The 16,027-nt window shown below is 71.5% G+C and carries 18 protein-coding genes; 6 read left to right on the forward strand and 12 right to left on the reverse strand.

Annotated elements, in window-relative coordinates:
- Window positions 1–89 precede the first annotated feature (89 nt).
- The gene (locus ABT034_RS11145) at window positions 90–692 is read left to right on the forward strand and encodes a 2'-5' RNA ligase family protein (protein WP_351213611.1); all 603 of its coding nucleotides are present in this window, start codon (window positions 90–92) and stop codon (window positions 690–692) included.
- 55 nt (window positions 693–747) lie between these two features.
- On the opposite strand, the gene dprE2 is transcribed toward ABT034_RS11145, so the two are convergent.
- Both dprE2 and ABT034_RS11155 read right to left on the reverse strand, forming a co-directional pair.
- The gene (dprE2, locus tag ABT034_RS11150) at window positions 748–1,503 is read right to left on the reverse strand and encodes a decaprenylphospho-beta-D-erythro-pentofuranosid-2-ulose 2-reductase (protein ID WP_351213613.1); all 756 of its coding nucleotides are present in this window, start codon (window positions 1,501–1,503) and stop codon (window positions 748–750) included.
- An 8-nt stretch (window positions 1,504–1,511) separates the two neighbouring features.
- Window positions 1,512–2,945, reverse strand: coding sequence for an FAD-binding oxidoreductase (locus tag ABT034_RS11155; protein WP_351213615.1), 1,434 nt, complete (start codon window positions 2,943–2,945; stop codon window positions 1,512–1,514).
- A gap of 140 nt (window positions 2,946–3,085) precedes the next feature.
- Between ABT034_RS11155 and ABT034_RS11160 the strand changes: the two genes are divergently transcribed.
- Window positions 3,086–3,997 carry a YihY/virulence factor BrkB family protein gene (locus tag ABT034_RS11160; protein ID WP_351213617.1) on the forward strand — a complete coding sequence of 304 codons (912 nt, stop codon included), beginning with the start codon at window positions 3,086–3,088 and terminating at the stop codon, window positions 3,995–3,997.
- Here ABT034_RS11160 and ABT034_RS11165 read toward each other — a convergent pair.
- Entirely contained in the window at window positions 3,921–5,192 is a 1,272-nt protein-coding gene (locus tag ABT034_RS11165) for a D-alanyl-D-alanine carboxypeptidase family protein (protein ID WP_351213619.1), read from the reverse strand. The two genes, ABT034_RS11160 and ABT034_RS11165, sit on opposite strands and share 77 nt — an antisense overlap.
- Window positions 5,193–5,301: 109 nt before the next feature.
- Here ABT034_RS11165 and ABT034_RS11170 point away from each other — a divergent pair, with 109 nt between their 5' ends.
- A complete protein-coding gene (locus ABT034_RS11170; protein ID WP_351213621.1) occupies window positions 5,302–5,547 on the forward strand; it encodes an SCO4848 family membrane protein in 246 nt (81 codons plus the stop codon).
- 17 nt (window positions 5,548–5,564) lie between these two features.
- Window positions 5,565–6,869 (forward strand): metallophosphoesterase, encoded by a 1,305-nt coding sequence (locus tag ABT034_RS11175; protein ID WP_351213623.1) that lies wholly within the window; start codon window positions 5,565–5,567, stop codon window positions 6,867–6,869.
- 47 nt (window positions 6,870–6,916) lie between these two features.
- Here the strand turns inward: ABT034_RS11175 and ABT034_RS11180 are convergent, their stop codons facing one another.
- Genes ABT034_RS11180 through ABT034_RS11190 form a run of 3 tightly spaced genes read right to left on the reverse strand, consistent with a single transcriptional unit; the run spans window position 6,917 to window position 8,624 of the window.
- Complete coding sequence (locus tag ABT034_RS11180; RefSeq protein ID WP_351213625.1) at window positions 6,917–7,702, reverse strand: TetR/AcrR family transcriptional regulator; 786 nt, start codon at window positions 7,700–7,702, stop codon at window positions 6,917–6,919.
- 10 nt (window positions 7,703–7,712) lie between these two features.
- Window positions 7,713–8,183 (reverse strand): thiol-disulfide oxidoreductase DCC family protein, encoded by a 471-nt coding sequence (locus tag ABT034_RS11185; RefSeq protein ID WP_502972871.1) that lies wholly within the window; start codon window positions 8,181–8,183, stop codon window positions 7,713–7,715.
- 6 nt (window positions 8,184–8,189) lie between these two features.
- Window positions 8,190–8,624: a hypothetical protein gene (locus tag ABT034_RS11190; RefSeq protein WP_351213627.1), complete on the reverse strand. Its 435-nt coding sequence runs from the start codon at window positions 8,622–8,624 to the stop codon at window positions 8,190–8,192.
- A 165-nt stretch (window positions 8,625–8,789) separates the two neighbouring features.
- Between ABT034_RS11190 and ABT034_RS11195 the strand changes: the two genes are divergently transcribed.
- Complete coding sequence (locus tag ABT034_RS11195) at window positions 8,790–9,386, forward strand: MarR family winged helix-turn-helix transcriptional regulator (RefSeq protein ID WP_351213629.1); 597 nt, start codon at window positions 8,790–8,792, stop codon at window positions 9,384–9,386.
- Between the two features lie 7 nt (window positions 9,387–9,393).
- Here ABT034_RS11195 and ABT034_RS11200 read toward each other — a convergent pair whose 3' ends face one another.
- The 6 genes from ABT034_RS11200 to ABT034_RS11225 all read right to left on the reverse strand — a co-directional run bounded on the left by ABT034_RS11200 (window position 9,394) and on the right by ABT034_RS11225 (window position 14,247).
- On the reverse strand, window positions 9,394–9,900 hold the full coding sequence (locus ABT034_RS11200; RefSeq protein WP_351213631.1) for a hypothetical protein: 507 nt from the start codon (window positions 9,898–9,900) through the stop codon (window positions 9,394–9,396).
- Between the two features lie 82 nt (window positions 9,901–9,982).
- Window positions 9,983–10,741 carry a succinate dehydrogenase iron-sulfur subunit gene (locus ABT034_RS11205; protein ID WP_351213633.1) on the reverse strand — a complete coding sequence of 253 codons (759 nt, stop codon included), beginning with the start codon at window positions 10,739–10,741 and terminating at the stop codon, window positions 9,983–9,985.
- On the reverse strand, window positions 10,741–12,495 hold the full coding sequence (gene sdhA, locus ABT034_RS11210) for a succinate dehydrogenase flavoprotein subunit (RefSeq protein WP_351213635.1): 1,755 nt from the start codon (window positions 12,493–12,495) through the stop codon (window positions 10,741–10,743). The genes ABT034_RS11205 and sdhA overlap by 1 nt, the downstream gene beginning before the upstream one ends.
- 25 nt (window positions 12,496–12,520) lie before the next feature.
- Window positions 12,521–13,000, reverse strand: a complete 480-nt coding sequence (locus ABT034_RS11215; protein WP_351213637.1) for a succinate dehydrogenase hydrophobic membrane anchor subunit — start codon at window positions 12,998–13,000, stop codon at window positions 12,521–12,523.
- Between the two features lie 5 nt (window positions 13,001–13,005).
- On the reverse strand, window positions 13,006–13,386 hold the full coding sequence (sdhC, locus tag ABT034_RS11220; protein WP_078623754.1) for a succinate dehydrogenase, cytochrome b556 subunit: 381 nt from the start codon (window positions 13,384–13,386) through the stop codon (window positions 13,006–13,008).
- 192 nt (window positions 13,387–13,578) lie between these two features.
- Window positions 13,579–14,247, reverse strand: coding sequence for a 2-oxo-4-hydroxy-4-carboxy-5-ureidoimidazoline decarboxylase (locus ABT034_RS11225; RefSeq protein WP_351213639.1), 669 nt, complete (start codon window positions 14,245–14,247; stop codon window positions 13,579–13,581).
- Between the two features lie 137 nt (window positions 14,248–14,384).
- On the opposite strand from ABT034_RS11225, the gene ABT034_RS11230 reads away from it, so the two are divergent.
- Complete coding sequence (locus ABT034_RS11230; RefSeq protein WP_351213641.1) at window positions 14,385–16,016, forward strand: beta-N-acetylhexosaminidase; 1,632 nt, start codon at window positions 14,385–14,387, stop codon at window positions 16,014–16,016.
- The last annotated feature ends 11 nt before the right edge of the window (window positions 16,017–16,027 follow it).

Below are 16,027 nucleotides of genomic sequence, written 5' to 3' on the forward strand. Positions count from 1 at the left end.
CGGAGGACCCTGGCCACAAGGGTGGTCCAGGCCGCACACTGGCGGCTGGACCACCGCACACAAGTCGACGGATGACGGAGGAGAACGACGTGGGGACCGTAACGCTCGGCGTTTCGATCGCGGTCCCGGAGCCCTACGGCAGCCTGCTCCAGGAGCGGCGCGCCGGCTTCGGGGACCCGGCCGCGTACGGCATCCCCACGCACGTCACGCTCGTCCCGCCGACCGAGGTCGCGGAGGAGCGGCTGCCGGAGATCGAGGCGCACCTCGCCGGTGTCGCCGCCGACCACCAGCCCTTCCCGGTGCGCCTGAAGGGCACCGGGACCTTCCGACCGCTCTCCCCGGTCGTCTACGTGAAGGTGCAGGAGGGCGTCTCCCTCTGCCACCGGCTCCAGCACCAGATCCGGGACGAGACGGGGCCGCTGGTGCGCGAGCTCCAGTTCCCGTACCACCCGCACGTCACCGTGGCGCACGGCATCTCCGAGGAGGGGATGGACCGGGCGTTCGAGGAGCTCGCCGGATACGAGGCGGCGTGGACCTGCCGCTCCTTCGCGCTGTACGAGCAGGGCCCGGACGGGGTCTGGCGGAAGCTGTACGACTACATGTTCGGCAGCGGCCGCCCGGTCTCGGCCGTCCCGACGCAGTGCGGCAGCCCGATCGACACGCCGACGATCAAGACGGTCCCCAGCGCCTGACCGGCCCCGGCCCCGCCCGGCCTCGCGCACCGGACCCGCCCCGCCGCACCGCCTCTCACACCGGCAGCCGCCGGAACAGCGGCCTCGGCACGTGCCGTACCGCCGCCATCACCATCCGCAGCGTCCCCGGCACCCACACCGTCTCCGAGCGCCGCCGCAGGCCCAGCTCGATCGCGCCCGCGACCGCCTCCGGCGTGGTCGCCAGGGGCGCCTCCGCGAGCCCGGCCGTCATCTTCGAACGTACGAACCCGGGCCGTACGACCATGACGTGCACACCGGTGCCGTGCAGCGCGTCCCCGAGGCCCTGGGCGAAGGCGTCGAGGCCGGCCTTCGACGAGCCGTAGATGAAGTCGGCGCGGCGGGCCCGTTCCCCCGCCACCGAGGAGAGCACCACGAGCGAGCCGTGTCCCTGCGCCTGGAGCGCGCCCGCGCACACCAGACCGGCCGAGACCGCGCCGGTGTAGTTGGTCTGGGCGACGCGGACGGCGGCGACCGGGTCGGACTCGTCCCGCGCCTGGTCGCCGAGGACTCCGAAGGCGAGCAGCACCATGTCGATGTCGCCCTCGGTGAAGACCTTCCCGAGCCGTTCCTCGTGCGACTCGGTGTCGAGCGCGTCGAAGGGGACGGTCCGCACGTCCGCGCCGAGCGCGCGCAGCGAGTCCGCGGCGGCGGTCAGGGCGGGGGAGGGGCGGCCGGCGAGCCAGACGGTACGGGTACGCCGCGCGATCAGCCGGCGGGCGGTGGCGAGCCCGATCTCGGAGGTGCCGCCGAGGACGAGCAGGGACTGCGGGGCACCGAAGGCGTCCTTCATGGAAGCTCCTAGAGACCGAGGCGGCGGGAGAGGTCCGAGGTGAGGACGGACCGGGGGTCGAGTGCGGCGCGCAGCGCCCGGAACTCGTCGAGCCGGGGGTACATCGCGGCGAGCGTCTCCGGCCGCACCCGGGAGTCCTCGGCGAGCTGGATCCGGCCGCCCGCGCCCGCGACCTCCTCGTCGAGCGCGTCGAGGAAGGCCCCGAGCCCGGGGAGCCCGGCGGGCAGGTCGAGGGAGAGCCCCCAGCCGGGGAGCGGGAACGACAGCCAGCCCGGGTCGCCCGCGCCGAAACGCCTGAGGACGGCGCGGAAGGAGGGGCAGCCGCGGTCCGCGATCCGCCGGACCACCCTCCGCAGCGCCTCCTCCTGCCCGTACGGCACGACACACCGGTACGGCACGACACACCGGTACGGCACGACACACCGGTACGGGACGACGCCCTGGTACGGGAGGAAGCCCGCGCGCGCGTGGAGCCGGTTTCCGTGCCGGACGCCGTCGACAGGGTGAAAGAAGAAGGCGCTGAGCGGCTGGAGCCGGCCGGTGCTCTCCCGGGCCGCCCCGCGGTACCGCAGCTCGTTGAGCAGCCCCGCGGCGGTACGGCCGAGCAGCCCGCCGGGGACGTACGCGGGCGGGGCGGGCAGCCGGACCGGCCGGAAGGCGAGCGGCGCGCGGCGGGCCCGGTGCCGACGGGGCAGCGCGTCGTACGGGGCGTGGTCGCCGCGCGTGAGGACGGCACGGCCGGTGGCGGCGCCCCGGGCGAGCAGGTCGATCCGGGCGAGGGAGTAGCGGTACCGGTGGTCGCCGGTGGCGAGCCGGTCCAGCAGGTCGTCGAGGTCGCGGGCGCGCTCGGTGTCCACGTACATCAGCGAGGTCTCGACGGGCAGCAGCCGCAGGGTGACGGAGAGGATCACTCCGGTCAGGCCCATGCCGCCGGTGGTGGCGTCGAAGAGCGGGGTGCCGGGCAGCACGGTCCGGATCCCGCCGTCGGGGGTGAGGAGCCGGAGCGCGGTCACGTGACGGCCGAAGGAGCCTGCGGCCTGGTGGTTCGCGCCGTGGACGTCGGCCGCGACGGCGCCGCCGACGGTGACGTACCGGGTCGCGGGGGCCACCGGCACGAACCAGCCCAGCGGCAGCAGCGCCGCCATCAGCCGGTGCAGGCTGACGCCCGCCTCGCAGACGACGACACCGGCGGTGGCGTCGACGCCCAGGATCCGGTCGAGGCCGGTCATGTCGAGGACGGTGCCGCCGGCGTTCTGGGCGGCGTCCCCGTACGCGCGGCCGAGGCCGCGGGCGATCGAGCCGCGCGCCCCGCAGGCGCGCACGGCCTCGGCCACCTCGGCCTCGCCGCGGGGCCGGTGCACGCGCGCGAGGGTCGGGGCGGTGCGCCCCCAGCCGCTGAGCTCTACGCAGTCGTCGTCAAGGACGTGGGTCTCGACAGCCATGAAGGTGACCGTATAGCCGCCTCTGTCGCTTATGCCGGTATTGCAGAGCGGTTCGTCGAAATGGGTGATTAAAGGAGAGTCGGGAAAACATCCCCGAGCAGCATCCTCAGGAGCGCGCGAATCGGGGGTAGGGGTACGGAATGGACTGGCTGACCAAGCTCCCCGTCATCGGCCCGTGGGTCGCCCGCCTCATGAAGACCCACGCCTGGCGCGCGTACGAGACCCTCGACGAGGTCCACTGGAGCCGGCTCGCCGCCGCGATCACCTTCCTCTCCTTCCTGGCCCTCTTCCCGCTGATCACCGTGGCCGCCGCGATCGGCGCCGCGCTCCTCTCCGACCGGCAGCTCGACCGGATCGAGGAGAAGATCGGCGACCAGGTCCCCGGCATCTCCGAACAGCTCGACATCGGCGGGCTCGTCGCCAACGCCGGCACCGTCGGCCTCGTCGCCGGCGCCGTCCTGCTCGTCACCGGCATCGGCTGGATCGGCTCCATGCGGGACTGCCTGCGCGCGGTGTGGAAGCTCGACGACGAGGACGAGGGCAACCCGGTGCTGCTCAAGGGCAAGGACGCGCTCGTCCTGCTCGGCCTCGGCGGCGTCGCCCTCGGCTCGCTCGCCGCGTCCTGGCTCGGCTCCACCGCCGTCGGCTGGAGCGCCGACCGGGTCGGGGTCTCCGGCGAGGGCGCGGGCGGCGTCCTCCTCCAGGGAGCGGCCGTCCTCGTCGCCGTCGCCGCCGACTTCCTGATCCTGCTGTACGTCCTCACCCTGCTGCCCGGCGTACAGCCGCCCCGGCGCGCCCTCCTCATGGCGGCGCTCATGGGGGCGGTCGGCTTCGAGCTGCTCAAACTGCTGCTCGGCGGCTACATGCGGGGCGTCGCGGCGAAGTCGATGTACGGGGCGTTCGGCGTGCCGGTCGCCCTGATGCTCTGGATCAACTTCACCGCGAAGCTGCTGCTGTTCTGCGCCGCCTGGACCGCTACGGATTCACGTCGGGAGACTGCTCCCGAGGCCGACGCAGCCCCGCCGAAGCAGCCAGCGGCCAGCGGCGGTTGACCAGGAAGATGCCCCCGGCGAGGAACAGGAACACCCCGCCCGCCACGGCGAGCGCGATCCCGATGCCGCCGGACTTCTCCGTGGCCCCCGCCTGGATGGTGTCCCCCGGCGCGGTGGCGTTCCCGTCGGGGGCGGCCGTCGCACTCTCGCCCGGGGCGGCCGTGCCCGTCTTCGCGGACAGGGGCGGCACCAGTTCACCGACCGGGGTCACCTTCCCGGCCGCGGCGAAGCCCCAGTCGAGCAGCCGGGCGGTCTCGCGGTAGACGGCGTGCTGCTCCTTCGACGACGGGTTCATGACGGTGACGAGCAGCACCTTGCCGCCCCGCTCCGCGACCCCCGTGAAGGTGGCACCCGCGTGCGTGGTGCTGCCGTTCTTGACCCCGGCGATGCCCTGGTACGGGGCGACGCCGAAGTCACCCGTGAGCAGCCGGTTGGTGTTCTGGATCTCGAAGGTCTCGCGCTTCTTCCCCGGCTTCTGCTCGCCGGGGAAGACGGCCCGGGGCGTGGCCGCGTACTCGCGGAAGGCCGGCTTCTTCATGCCGTTGCGGGCGATGAGTGTCAGGTCGTACGCGGAGGAGACCTGGCCCGGGGCGTCGTAACCGTCCGGGGAGACCACGTGGGTGTCGAGCGCCTGGAGCTCGTCCGCGTGGTCGTTCATGTCCTTCACGGTCTGGCGGAGCCCGTTGTTCATGTTCGTCAGGACGTGCACGGCGTCGTTGCCCGAGCGGAGGAACACGCCGAGCCACAGGTCGTGGACGCTGTAGGTCTGCTTCTCCTTGATGCCGACGAGGCTGGAACCCGCTCCTATCCCGGCCAGGTCGGTGGTGGTGACGAGGTGGTTCTGCGTCTTGGGGAACTTCTCAAGGAGCGTGTCCGCGAAGAGCATCTTGAGGGTGGAGGCCGGGGCGAGCGGCCAGTGCGCGTTGTGCGCGGCGAGGACGTCGCCGTTCTCCGCGTCCGCGACGATCCAGGACCGGCCGGAGAGCTCCTTCGGCAGGACGGGGGCGCCGGGACCCAGCTTCACCTGGGTGCCGGGGTTGCCGAGCAGGGGGCCGCCGAGCGAGGACATCGCGGCGGGGGGCTTGGGCTGCTTGTCCTTCCCGGGCTCCGGGGCCGCGTGGGCGGGCACGGCGGTGACGAGCGGCAGAAGCACAGCAGCGGCGACCGCCCAGGCGGCCTTCTTCGAAGCAGACACGGTCGTGAACGTACAGGTACGCGATGACGATCCGAACCCCGGCTGGCTCTCCACCACCGCTCGTCCACCCGGACGCGGGGGCCGCGGGGCACGCGGTGATACTGGGGTCATGAAGCTCAGCCGCCGCGTCTCCTGGTTCCTGCTCGCGTTCGGGGTGTGGAGCTGGTTCATCTGGATCACCTTCATCAAGAACCTCTGGAACGACGGGAGCGGCCTCGCCTTCGACGACGCGGGCGCCCCGACGGCCTACTTCTGGGTTCATCTGCTGCTTGCCGTCACGTCCTTTGTCCTGGGGACGGTGATCGGGGTGCTCGGGTTGCGTGGCGTGCGTGCCGCGCGTCGTGCGAACGGTTAGAAGAGGGGTTTCGGGGCGTGGTCGTCTTCCTACTGGTCATGGTCGTGGTCCTCGCGCTGCTCGGCGCGGTCCACTGGTACGTGTGGCGGCGCCTGGTGCGCGATGTCACGAGGCGCGGCAGCCTGCCGCGCCGTCTGGGCACGGCCGCCGCCGTGGTGCTGCCCCTGCTCTCGTTCGCGGCCCTCGGCTCCGCCCGCGCCGGAGCGCCCTTCCGGCTCCAGCAGGTGGTCGCCTGGCCGGGCTTCCTGTGGCTCGCCCTGCTCCTGTACGTGACCCTGGCCCTGGTCGTCGGGGAGGCCGTACGCCCGCTCCTGCGCGCCTGGCTCGCCCGCAAGGACGCGAAGGCGGCGGTACCGGCCACCGCGGCGGCGCCCGCGCCGGTCCCTGAGCCCGTACCCGCCGCCGCGGGGCCCTCCGCGCCCGTGGAGCCCCCCGCGACGGACTCCCCGGCCCCCGCGCCCGCGCCCCCGACCGCCCCCGCCGCCCCCACCGACGTCTCCCGGCGCCTCTTCGTCTCCCGGGTCGTCGGTGGCGCCGCAGCCGCGGCTGCCGTCGGGACCGTCGGCTACGGCACGTACGGCGTGCTGCGCGGCCCCCGGATCAAGCGGGTCACCGTCCCCCTCGCCAAGGTGCCGCGCGCCGCGCACGGCTACCGGATCGCCGTCGTGTCCGACATCCACCTCGGGCCGATCCTGGGCCGCGCCCACACCCAGCGCATCGTCGACGCGATCAACTCCACCCAGCCCGATCTGATCGCGGTCGTCGGCGACCTCGTCGACGGCACCGTCGAGAACCTCGGCCCCGCCGCCGAGCCGCTCGCCCGGCTCCGCGCCCGCCACGGCTCGTTCTTCGTGACCGGCAACCACGAGTACTTCTCGGGCGCCGACGCCTGGGTCGACCACGTCCGCGAACTCGGCCTGCGCCCGCTGCGCAACGAGCGCGTGGAGATCGCGGCCGGCTTCGACCTCGCGGGCGTCGACGACATCGCGGGGGAGAGCGAGGGCCAGGGCCCCGACTTCGTACGCGCCCTCGGTGACCGCGACCGGGCCCGCGCCGCCGTCCTCCTCGCGCACCAGCCGGTCGTCGTCCACGACGCCGTACGCCACGGCGTCGACCTCCAGCTGTCCGGCCACACCCACGGCGGCCAGCTCTGGCCCGGCAACTACCTCGCCGAACTGGCCAACCCGACCGTCGCGGGGCTCGAACGGTACGGGGACACCCAGCTGTACGTCTCCCGGGGCGCGGGCGCCTGGGGACCCCCGGTGCGGGTCGGTGCGCCGTCCGACATCACCCTCGTCCAGCTCGCATCGAAGCAGGCGTGACCCGGCCGTCCTGGTCGGGCTCCAGGACGGCCCTGACCGGGCCCGTCCTACGAGGTCTTCGGCGGCTTCGGTTCGGCGGCCCTCTTCTTGGGCTTCCCCGAGGCCGCCATCCCGGCCGCCGTCGGCATGAAGTCCGAGAGCAGCTCGTGCGTCTCCTTGACGAGCGGGCGCAGGATGCGGAAGCGGGAGAGCGAGATCGCCCGGGCGGTGACCGGCGCGAGCCGTTCCACCAGCCGGCGGCTGTTGGCCGCGCCCTCCGAGCGGTCGTACACCCAGAACAGCACCAGGCCCATCTGCTGGAGCCACAGCAACTGCGGGAGCGCCTCGGCCAGTTCCGGGTCGACCTTCACCGAGGCGCCGGAGATGACCCTCCGGTGGACCTCGATCGCCGCCTCGCGCGGGCTCTCCGACTCGGGTGAGAAGGGGCTGAGGGGGCTGTCGGGGTCGGCCGCGTTCTTGAAGAACTGGGCGGCGAACTCGTGGTACGGCTCCGCGATGTCGAGCCAGCCGAGGTAGACCCCCCGGATCCGGGCCGTCAGGTCCTTCTCGCCACCGGTCAGGAGGGGTTCGACGGCCGCCTGGTGCTCCTCGGCGATCCGGTCGTAGAAGCCCTGGACGAGGTGTTCCTTGGACGAGAAGTAGTAGTACGCGTTGCCGACGGAGACCCCGGCCTCCTGGGCGATGGCCCGCATCGTCGTCTTGTCGTAACCGCGCTCCCTGAACAGCCGGAGCGCGGTCTCCAGGATGAGCGTGCGGGTCTGCTCGCTCTTCGGGGCCTTCTTGTCGTCGGCCGGTTTGTCGTCGGCCTTCTTCTCTTCCTTCACGTCCTTCACGGGGCCGAGCCTAGCCGGGCGGACCGGGCGCCTCGCAGTGCCCGTCCTCGCAGGCCGGTCCCTTGAGGGCCTCGCGCCACTTCGCCGCCGCGAGGACCGTCATCCGGGCGAAGGGCTGCCCGGCGGGGGTGGCGAGCCAGTGGGCCCTGGGCCGGTGGTCGGCGAGCGCCCAGAGGCAGACGATCCACGCGGAGGCCCCCCGGTAGACCTGGCCCCGGTCCCCGACCACGGTGATCTCCCGCAGGGTGGAGGTGTGGTCGAGGTCCGGGAAGCGGCGCCCGGCCTCCTGCGATCCGGCCGGTACGAGGTCGAGCGGTACGAGCTGCCGCTGGCGCAGCAGCCAGTGCCTGAGGTGCACGCAGAGCGGGCAGTCGGCGTCGTACAGGACGGTCAGACGTCCGACGGGGATCGTCGGGGCGTACGGGGCCGGGGCCGGGCCGGGCGTCGGGGCCGGGCCGGGGGGCGGGGTCGGGGCCGGCACGGCGGGTCAGCCCTGGGGTGCGGGCGGGGCCCAGGGGCCGCTCTTCGGTGCGGTGGTCCAGCCCTGCGGGCCGACCGGCGGCACCTGTTCGCGCTCCATGACCCCGCGGCGGCGGATCTTGTTGAGGACGTAGACGTTGCCGAGGTGCATCACGCCGAGGACGAGCAGGACGACGCCGAGCTTCACGGAGAGCGCCTCGAAGAGCGCGCGGGCGTCGAGGACGGCCTCGTCCTGGCTCAGGTATAGGGCGACGAAGCCGAAGTTGACGAGGTAGAAGCCGACCACCAGGAGGTGGTTGACCGCCTCGGCGAGCTTCTCGTTCCCGTGCAGGACGTCCGCGAGGAAGATCCTTCCGTTGCGGCTGAGTGTGCGCGCGACCCAGACGGTCAGGGCCACGCTGATCAGCAGGTAGACGATGTACGCGATGACAGTGAGGTCCATGCCCCACCCTCCCTTGAACGCGTTCAAAAGCTGGCAGTCATGACTGTAGACCTCTCTTTGAACGTGTTCAAGTCGCAGTGGGAACCCGCTGCTCGGACGTGAGGGATGATTCGGCCACGGCGTACATTTCGGGAGGATCACCCTCTACCGACGTACGATCGCCCCATGGCGCACCCCGAGGAACCGCGTACCCCGAGCGAGCCGGATACCCCGAGCGAGCCGCACACCCCCAGCGCGCCGCACACCCCGCGCGACTGGACCGACGAGCACGTCGCCCGCCTGCAGCCCGTCCTGCCCGGCCTCGACCCCGTGGTCGAAGGTGCCGTCACCCGTATGAAGAAGCTCTCCGTGCACCTCCGCCGGGTCAGGGAGCAGTCCCTCGTCGACTTCGCTCTGGAGCGGCACGAGTTCGACACGCTCCACAAGATCGCCGGGCGTGGCGGCAGCGCCGCCCCCTCCGAACTCGCCCAGGACCTCGACCTGGTCCCCGCCTCCGTCTCGGGGCGTCTCGACGCCCTGGAGAAGCGGGGCCTCGTCCGCCGTACCCCGTCCGCGGCCGACCGGCGCCGGGTCGTCGTCGAGCTCACCGCCCTGGGCCGCGAGACCTGGCTCGGCGCGATGGACGTCCTCGGTCACGAGGAGTACCGGCTCCTCGGCGTCCTCGCGCCCGAGGAGCGCGTCCTCCTCAACGACCTGCTGCGCCGGGTCATGGTCGAGGCGGAGTCCACGGAGCCCGCCACCCGCCGCCCCTGGCACGGCTGACCGGCACTCACATGCTGAGCGACCGCGCGTAGTTGAGCTGGCCCATCACCCAGTGGATGGTGTCCGGCCGCATCGCGGGGATCATCGCCGAGTGGTACTTGCCCCCGCTGCTCACCGTGACCTGCACGAAGCCGGACGTCTTCTGCTCCTTCATCAGCAGGAACAGCAGGCCGAGACCGCAGAACACGACGAAGACGCAGGCCAGCACGATCCCGGTCGTGGAGATCTTCTCGTCGGTCCGCGACATGTCCATCGCGTTCCAGACGGCACCCTTCAGGGGCATGGCGCCGGCCGGCGTGAGGATCTGGTCCCCGACGACGGTGATGTCACCGAGGACGAGGACCGGGCCCCCGCCCTGGGCCACCGGAGGGTACTGCTGCGGCACCGGCACGCCCTCGGGAAGCGTCGGCTGGTACGCCGGCGACTGCGGGTAGCCGTAGCCCGGCGTCTCCGCCTGCTGCCCGGGGCCCCACTCGTACTCCGGCTCCGACTTGTAAGGGTTCGGATCGCTCATCTGTCCCCGTCCTCCGTGAGAAAAAAGGCCCGCTCCTGCACGCCGCAGCGTACAGAAGCGGGCCGAAGCACCGAACGGGTTGTCAGAAGCGGCGCGTGATCAGCGCGCGCTTGACTTCCTGGATCGCCTTCGTGACCTCGATGCCACGCGGGCAGGCGTCCGTGCAGTTGAACGTCGTGCGGCAGCGCCACACGCCGTCCTTGTCGTTCAGGATCTCCAGGCGCTGCTCGCCCGCCTCGTCACGCGAGTCGAAGATGAAGCGGTGCGCGTTGACGATCGCGGCCGGACCGAAGTACTGGCCGTCGTTCCAGAAGACCGGGCAGGACGACGTGCACGCGGCGCACAGGATGCACTTGGTGGTGTCGTCGAAGCGCTCGCGGTCCTCGGCGGACTGCAGGCGCTCGCGCGTCGGCTCGTTGCCCTTGGTGACCAGGAACGGCATGACGTCCCGGTACGCCTGGAAGAAGGGCTCCATGTCGACCACGAGGTCCTTGAGGACCGTGAGGCCCTTGATGGCCTCGACCGTGATCGGCTTGTCGGGGTTGAGGTCCTTGATCAGCGTCTTGCAGGCGAGCCTGTTCTTGCCGTTGATCCGCATGGCGTCCGAGCCGCAGATGCCGTGCGCGCAGGAGCGGCGGAAGGTCAGCGTGCCGTCGACGTCCCACTTGATCTTGTGGAGGGCGTCGAGCACACGCTCCTTCGGGTCGATCTCGATCTGGAAGTCCTCCCAGACCGACGCGTCCGACACCTCGGGGTTGAAGCGGCGGATCCGCATCGTGACCGTGATGTACGGGGAGGCGGCGGAGTCCTTCTCCACCTTGTCCAGTACGGGGGTAGCCATCAGTACTTACGCTCCATCGGCTGGTAGCGGGTCTGGACGACCGGCTTGTAGTCGAGACGGACGGTCTCGGAGCCGTCCTCGCCGACCTCGCGGTACGCCATGGTGTGGCGCATGAAGTTGACGTCGTCGCGGTTGGGGTAGTCCTCGCGGTAGTGACCGCCGCGGGACTCCTTGCGCGCCAGGGCCGAGACGGCCATGACCTCGGCCAGTTCGAGCAGGTTGCCCAGCTCGACGGCCTCAAGGAGGTCCGTGTTGAAGCGCTTGCCCTTGTCCTGGATGGACACGTTCTCGTAGCGCTCGCGCAGTTCGGCGATCTTCTCGACGGCCGTCTTGATGGTCTGCTCCGTGCGGAACACCATCACGTTGGCGTCCATCGTCTCCTGGAGCTCGCGGCGCAGGTCGGCGACCCGCTCGCTGCCCGTGGAGTTGCGCAGCTTCTCGATCTGCGCGACGACGAGGGACTCCGGGTTCTCCGGCAGCTCGACGAAGTCGTGCTTGGCGGAGTACTCGGCGGCGGCGATGCCGGAGCGCTTGCCGAAGACGTTGATGTCGAGCAGCGAGTTGGTGCCGAGGCGGTTGGCGCCGTGCACCGACACGCAGGCGACCTCGCCGGCCGCGTACAGGCCCGGGACGACGGTGGTGTTGTCGCTGAGGACCTCACCCTCGACGTTCGTCGGGATGCCGCCCATGGCGTAGTGCGCGGTGGGCTGGATCGGGATCGGGTCCGTGTACGGCTCGATGCCGAGGTACGTACGGGCGAACTCGGTGATGTCCGGGAGCTTGGCGTCGAGCTGCTCCGGCGGGAGGTGCGTCAGGTCCAGGTAGACGTGGTCGCCCTCGGGACCGCAGCCGCGGCCCTCGCGGATCTCCGTGTAGATGGAGCGGGAGACGACGTCACGGGACGCGAGGTCCTTCATGACCGGCGCGTACTTCTCCATGAAGCGCTCGCCGTCCTTGTTGCGGAGGATGCCGCCCTCACCGCGGGCGCCCTCCGTGAGCAGGATGCCCATGCGCCAGATGCCCGTCGGGTGGAACTGGAAGAACTCCATGTCCTCCAGGGGCAGGCCGCGGCGGAAGCAGGCGGCCTGGCCGTCACCGGTCAGGGTGTGGGCGTTGGAGGTCACCTTGAAGAACTTGCCGGTGCCGCCGGACGCGTAGATCACGGCCTTCGCCTGGAAGACGTGGATCTCGCCGGTGGCCAGCTCGTACGCGACGACGCCGGCGGACTTCTTGACGCCGTCGACCTCGGTGATCAGCTGGTCCAGGACGTAGAACTCGTTGAAGAACTCCACGCCCTCCTTGACGCAGTTCTGGTACAGCGTCTGGAGGATCATGTGGCCGGTGCGGTCCGCGGCGTAGCAGGACCGGCGGACCGGGGCCTCGCCGTGGTTGCGGGAGTGGCCGCCGAAGCGGCGCTGGTCGATGGTGCCGTTCGGGGTCCGGTTGAACGGCAGGCCCATCTTCTCCAGGTCGAGGACGGCGTCGATGGCCTCCTTCGCCAGGATCTCGGCGGCGTCCTGGTCGACCAGGTAGTCACCGCCCTTGACCGTGTCGAAGGTGTGCCACTCCCAGTTGTCCTCCTCCACGTTCGCCAGCGCGGCGGCCATGCCGCCCTGCGCGGCGCCCGTGTGGGAGCGGGTGGGGTAGAGCTTCGTCAGCACGGCGGTGCGGCTGCGCTTCGTCGACTCGATGGCGGCGCGCATGCCGGCGCCACCGGCGCCGACGATGACGGTGTCGTACTTGTGGATCTTCATGACGTGGATTACCTCAGCCCCGTGCCTAGCGGATGTTCGGGTCGAAGGTGAAGATCACCAGCGTGCCCAGAAGGATGGTGAACACCGTGGCGGTGTACAGCAGGCCCTTGAGCCACAGGCGCGTGTTGGCCCGCTCCGCGTAGTCGTTGATGACGGTACGGAGGCCGTTGGCGCCGTGCAGCATGGCCAGCCAGAGCATCAGCAGGTCCCAGACCTGCCAGAACGGGGACGCCCAGCGGCCGGCCACGAAGGCGAAGCCGATCTTGGAGACGCCGCCGTCGAGGAAGAGCTGGATCAGCAGGTGGCCGAGGACCAGGACGACCAGGACGATGCCCGAGAGGCGCATGAAGAGCCACGCGGCCATCTCGAAGTTGCCCCGGGTCGCGCGCGGGGTCTTGCCCGTGCGCTTGCGGGGGGCCTCGATGAACGGCGCGGGGTTGTCCACGTCGTACTGGGCGCCGCCCTCGACGGGGCCGATCGCGGTGGTGGAGGTGTCAGCGGACATATGCGTCAGCTCCCGAACAGTTCACGTGCGGCGTGCCCGAGGATCGGGTACAGCGAGAAGGCCATCAGCACGACCCAGATGCCCACGACGGTCCAGAGCATCTGCTTCTGGTAGCGCGGGCCCTTGGACCAGAAGTCCACGGCGATGACCCGGAGGCCGTTCAGCGCGTGGAAGAGGATGGCTGCGACGAGGCCGTACTCCAGAAGAGCGACGATCGGCGTCTTGTAGGTCGCGACGACCTCGTCGTACGCCTCGGGGGAGACGCGGACGAGAGCGGTGTCCAGCACGTGTACGAACAGGAAGAAGAAGATGAGGACGCCGGTGACTCGATGAGCCACCCAGCTCCACATTCCTTCCCGGCCGCGGTACAGCGTTCCAGCCGGCACGGAAAAACCCTCCGGGAGCGGGGATCAGGGTCGGCCGGCTTCTCTGTCGGTCTGACCCGGCCGGGTACGGTCCACCGGCCCCGGTCATCGTAGCGACGACTTGTCGGTTCGCTCGCGCGGGGTCCACCGGTGTGATCAAACAGGCACGGACGGGCTATCGCGCGGGCCGGAATCGCCGCGTTCCGGACGGAATCACGGCCCGGTGTGTCGGGGTGTGAGCGCCTCGGAGAGCCGGAAGGCCAGGCGGGCGCGGGCGAGCCGGCGCAGTTCGTCGGCGGCGATCACCCGCTCCTCCTCCGCTTCGTTGCCGAGACGTGACCGGATACCGGCCAGTACCCGGTCGAGCCGCTCCCCGGGGCTCACCCCGTCGAGGCTGATGACGAACGCGTGTCCGAAGCTGCTCTCGTACGCGGCGTGGGCGGCCCGCAGTGCGGTCCGGGCCGCCGGCGGGGCGTCCGGGTGCGGCAGGGCGGAGGACTCGGCGGCGAGGGCCTCGTCGAGATCGGTGCGGGACAGGTCGTACCCGGCCTCGTCGGCGGCGGCGAGGAGGGCGGCCACGGTCGGGTACGGGCGGTGCGCCGCCACCCGTTCGGCCCAACGGTGACTGTGGCAGCAGGAGAGGAGCAGCGCCTCGGCCTCGGCGGGCGCGGCGGCGTTGAATCCGGCGAGTCCCCGGAGGGCTCCGGGGGCGGCCGGGCCCTGGTGCTGCGCGGGCAGGGCGGGAGGCCCGACGGCGGCCGTAGCGGCGGTGTCCGGGCCGGCGGGCGTGTCCGTGGAACCCGGTTTCCGGCAGGGGACATGGGTGTCGCTGGTCAGCGTGGGCTCCGGTACTCCGGGACGGGTGGGGTGGACGTGACTCAACGTTATCGACGGGACGGGGGAAGTGTCCGACGGATGCGCGAATTTCACCCGGAAGGGAGAGTTTCGGAACATGTGACGGATGATCGGGTTCCGTTCCCCCGATTGGCCGGACCGCCCGCCGTACGGGAGGATTCCGAATGATGCGGTACTCCATATGGGGGCCCCACAAGGGCCCCGGACTCCTAGCGGCCGCGGTGGCACTGGTCACCGTGGCGGCCTGCTCCAACGGTGCTCCCACCGGAGCCCCCACGCCCCCCTCGCCCCCGACGTCGTCCGGCGGCACGTCCGCGAGCGCCGTGCCCACCAGCGCGCAGCCCAGCCCGACGCCCACGCCGAGCCGGACCTACCCGCTCTCCACCGCGCCCCGGACCGTCCCCGCCGTCCGTGACCACGAGGCCGCCCGCGGCCCCGGCTGGAAACCCACGCCGACGGCCGGGATCGTCGTCGCCGCGGGCAGCGAGGGGCTCGCCGACGAGGCACGGCTGCTCGCGGGAGAACTCAAGATCGCGTACCGCGGCGCCGTCGCGGCCCGCGCGGGCGACGTCGAGCTGGCCCTCGGCGGCAAGGGCGCCCCCGAGTCGTACACGCTGACCACCCGCGACGACCGGGTCAGGATCACCGGCCCCGACCAGGCGGGCGTCTTCTACGGCACCCGCACCCTGAAGCAGTCGGTGAAGGGCTCGGGCGCGATGCCCGAGGGCACGGTCGTCGACACCCCCGCGAAGCCCCAGCGCGGACTCAACCTCGACATCGCCCGCAAGTTCTTCACCGCGGAGTGGATCGAGGCCAGGCTCCGGGAGATGGCCGACCTCAAGCTCAACCAGTTCGGTCTGCACTTCTCCGACGACCAGGGCTTCCGGATCGCCTCGGACACCCACCCCGAGATCGTCTCGGAGCAGCACCTCACCAAGGCCGAGGTGCGCCGGATCCTCGCGCTCGCGCAGACCCTGCACATCACCGTCGTGCCCGAGATCGACTCGCCCGGACACCTCGGCGCCGTCCTGCGCGCCCACCCGGACCTGCAACTCCGCAATGTCCAGGGCACCCCGCGCCAGGGCGCGATCGACATCTCCAAGCCCGCCTCCGCGCGGATCGTGGACGAGCTGCTGCGCGAGTACGCCGCGCTCTTCCCCGGCGGCTGGTTCCACGTCGGCGCCGACGAGTACCAGGCCCTGACCGTCCGCTCCCCGGCGGCCTCCTATCCGCAGCTGGCCGCGGCGGCCCGCCAGCGGTACGGGCCCCAGGCGGCCGTCCAGGACCTGGCGGAGGGCTGGCTGAACGACCGCGCGGCGGTGGTCCGCGACACGGGCAAGGTGGCGAAGGCCTGGAACGACGGCTTCTTCCGCGGCGGGGTCGTCCAGGCCGACGAGGGCATCGAGGTCGAGTACTGGACCGGCAAGGAGATCGGCGCCAGGCCGCCGGCCGAGTACCTGGCCGAGGGCCGCAAGGTCGTGAACCTCAACGACGAGTACCTCTACTACGTCCTCGGCGAGCCGAACCAGTTCACGTACCCCACGGGCCGCCGCATCTACGAACAGTGGACACCGCTGGTCCTGCGCGGCACGACCCCGGTGCCGGCGCGGTACGACCCCCAGATCCTGGGCGGCCGGCTCGCGGTCTGGTGCGACCTGTCGGGCGCGCAGACGCAGGCGCAGGTGGCGAACGGCATCCGCATGCCCCTGGCGGCCCTGGCCCAGAAGGTCTGGGACCCGGCGAAGCCGAGCATGACCTGGGAGCAGTTCAGGACGCTGGCGACGCGGGTGCGGTGAGCGGGCGGGAG

Source organism: Streptomyces sp. NPDC002773 (assembly GCF_040295605.1).
Lineage (GTDB): Bacteria > Actinomycetota > Actinomycetes > Streptomycetales > Streptomycetaceae > Streptomyces.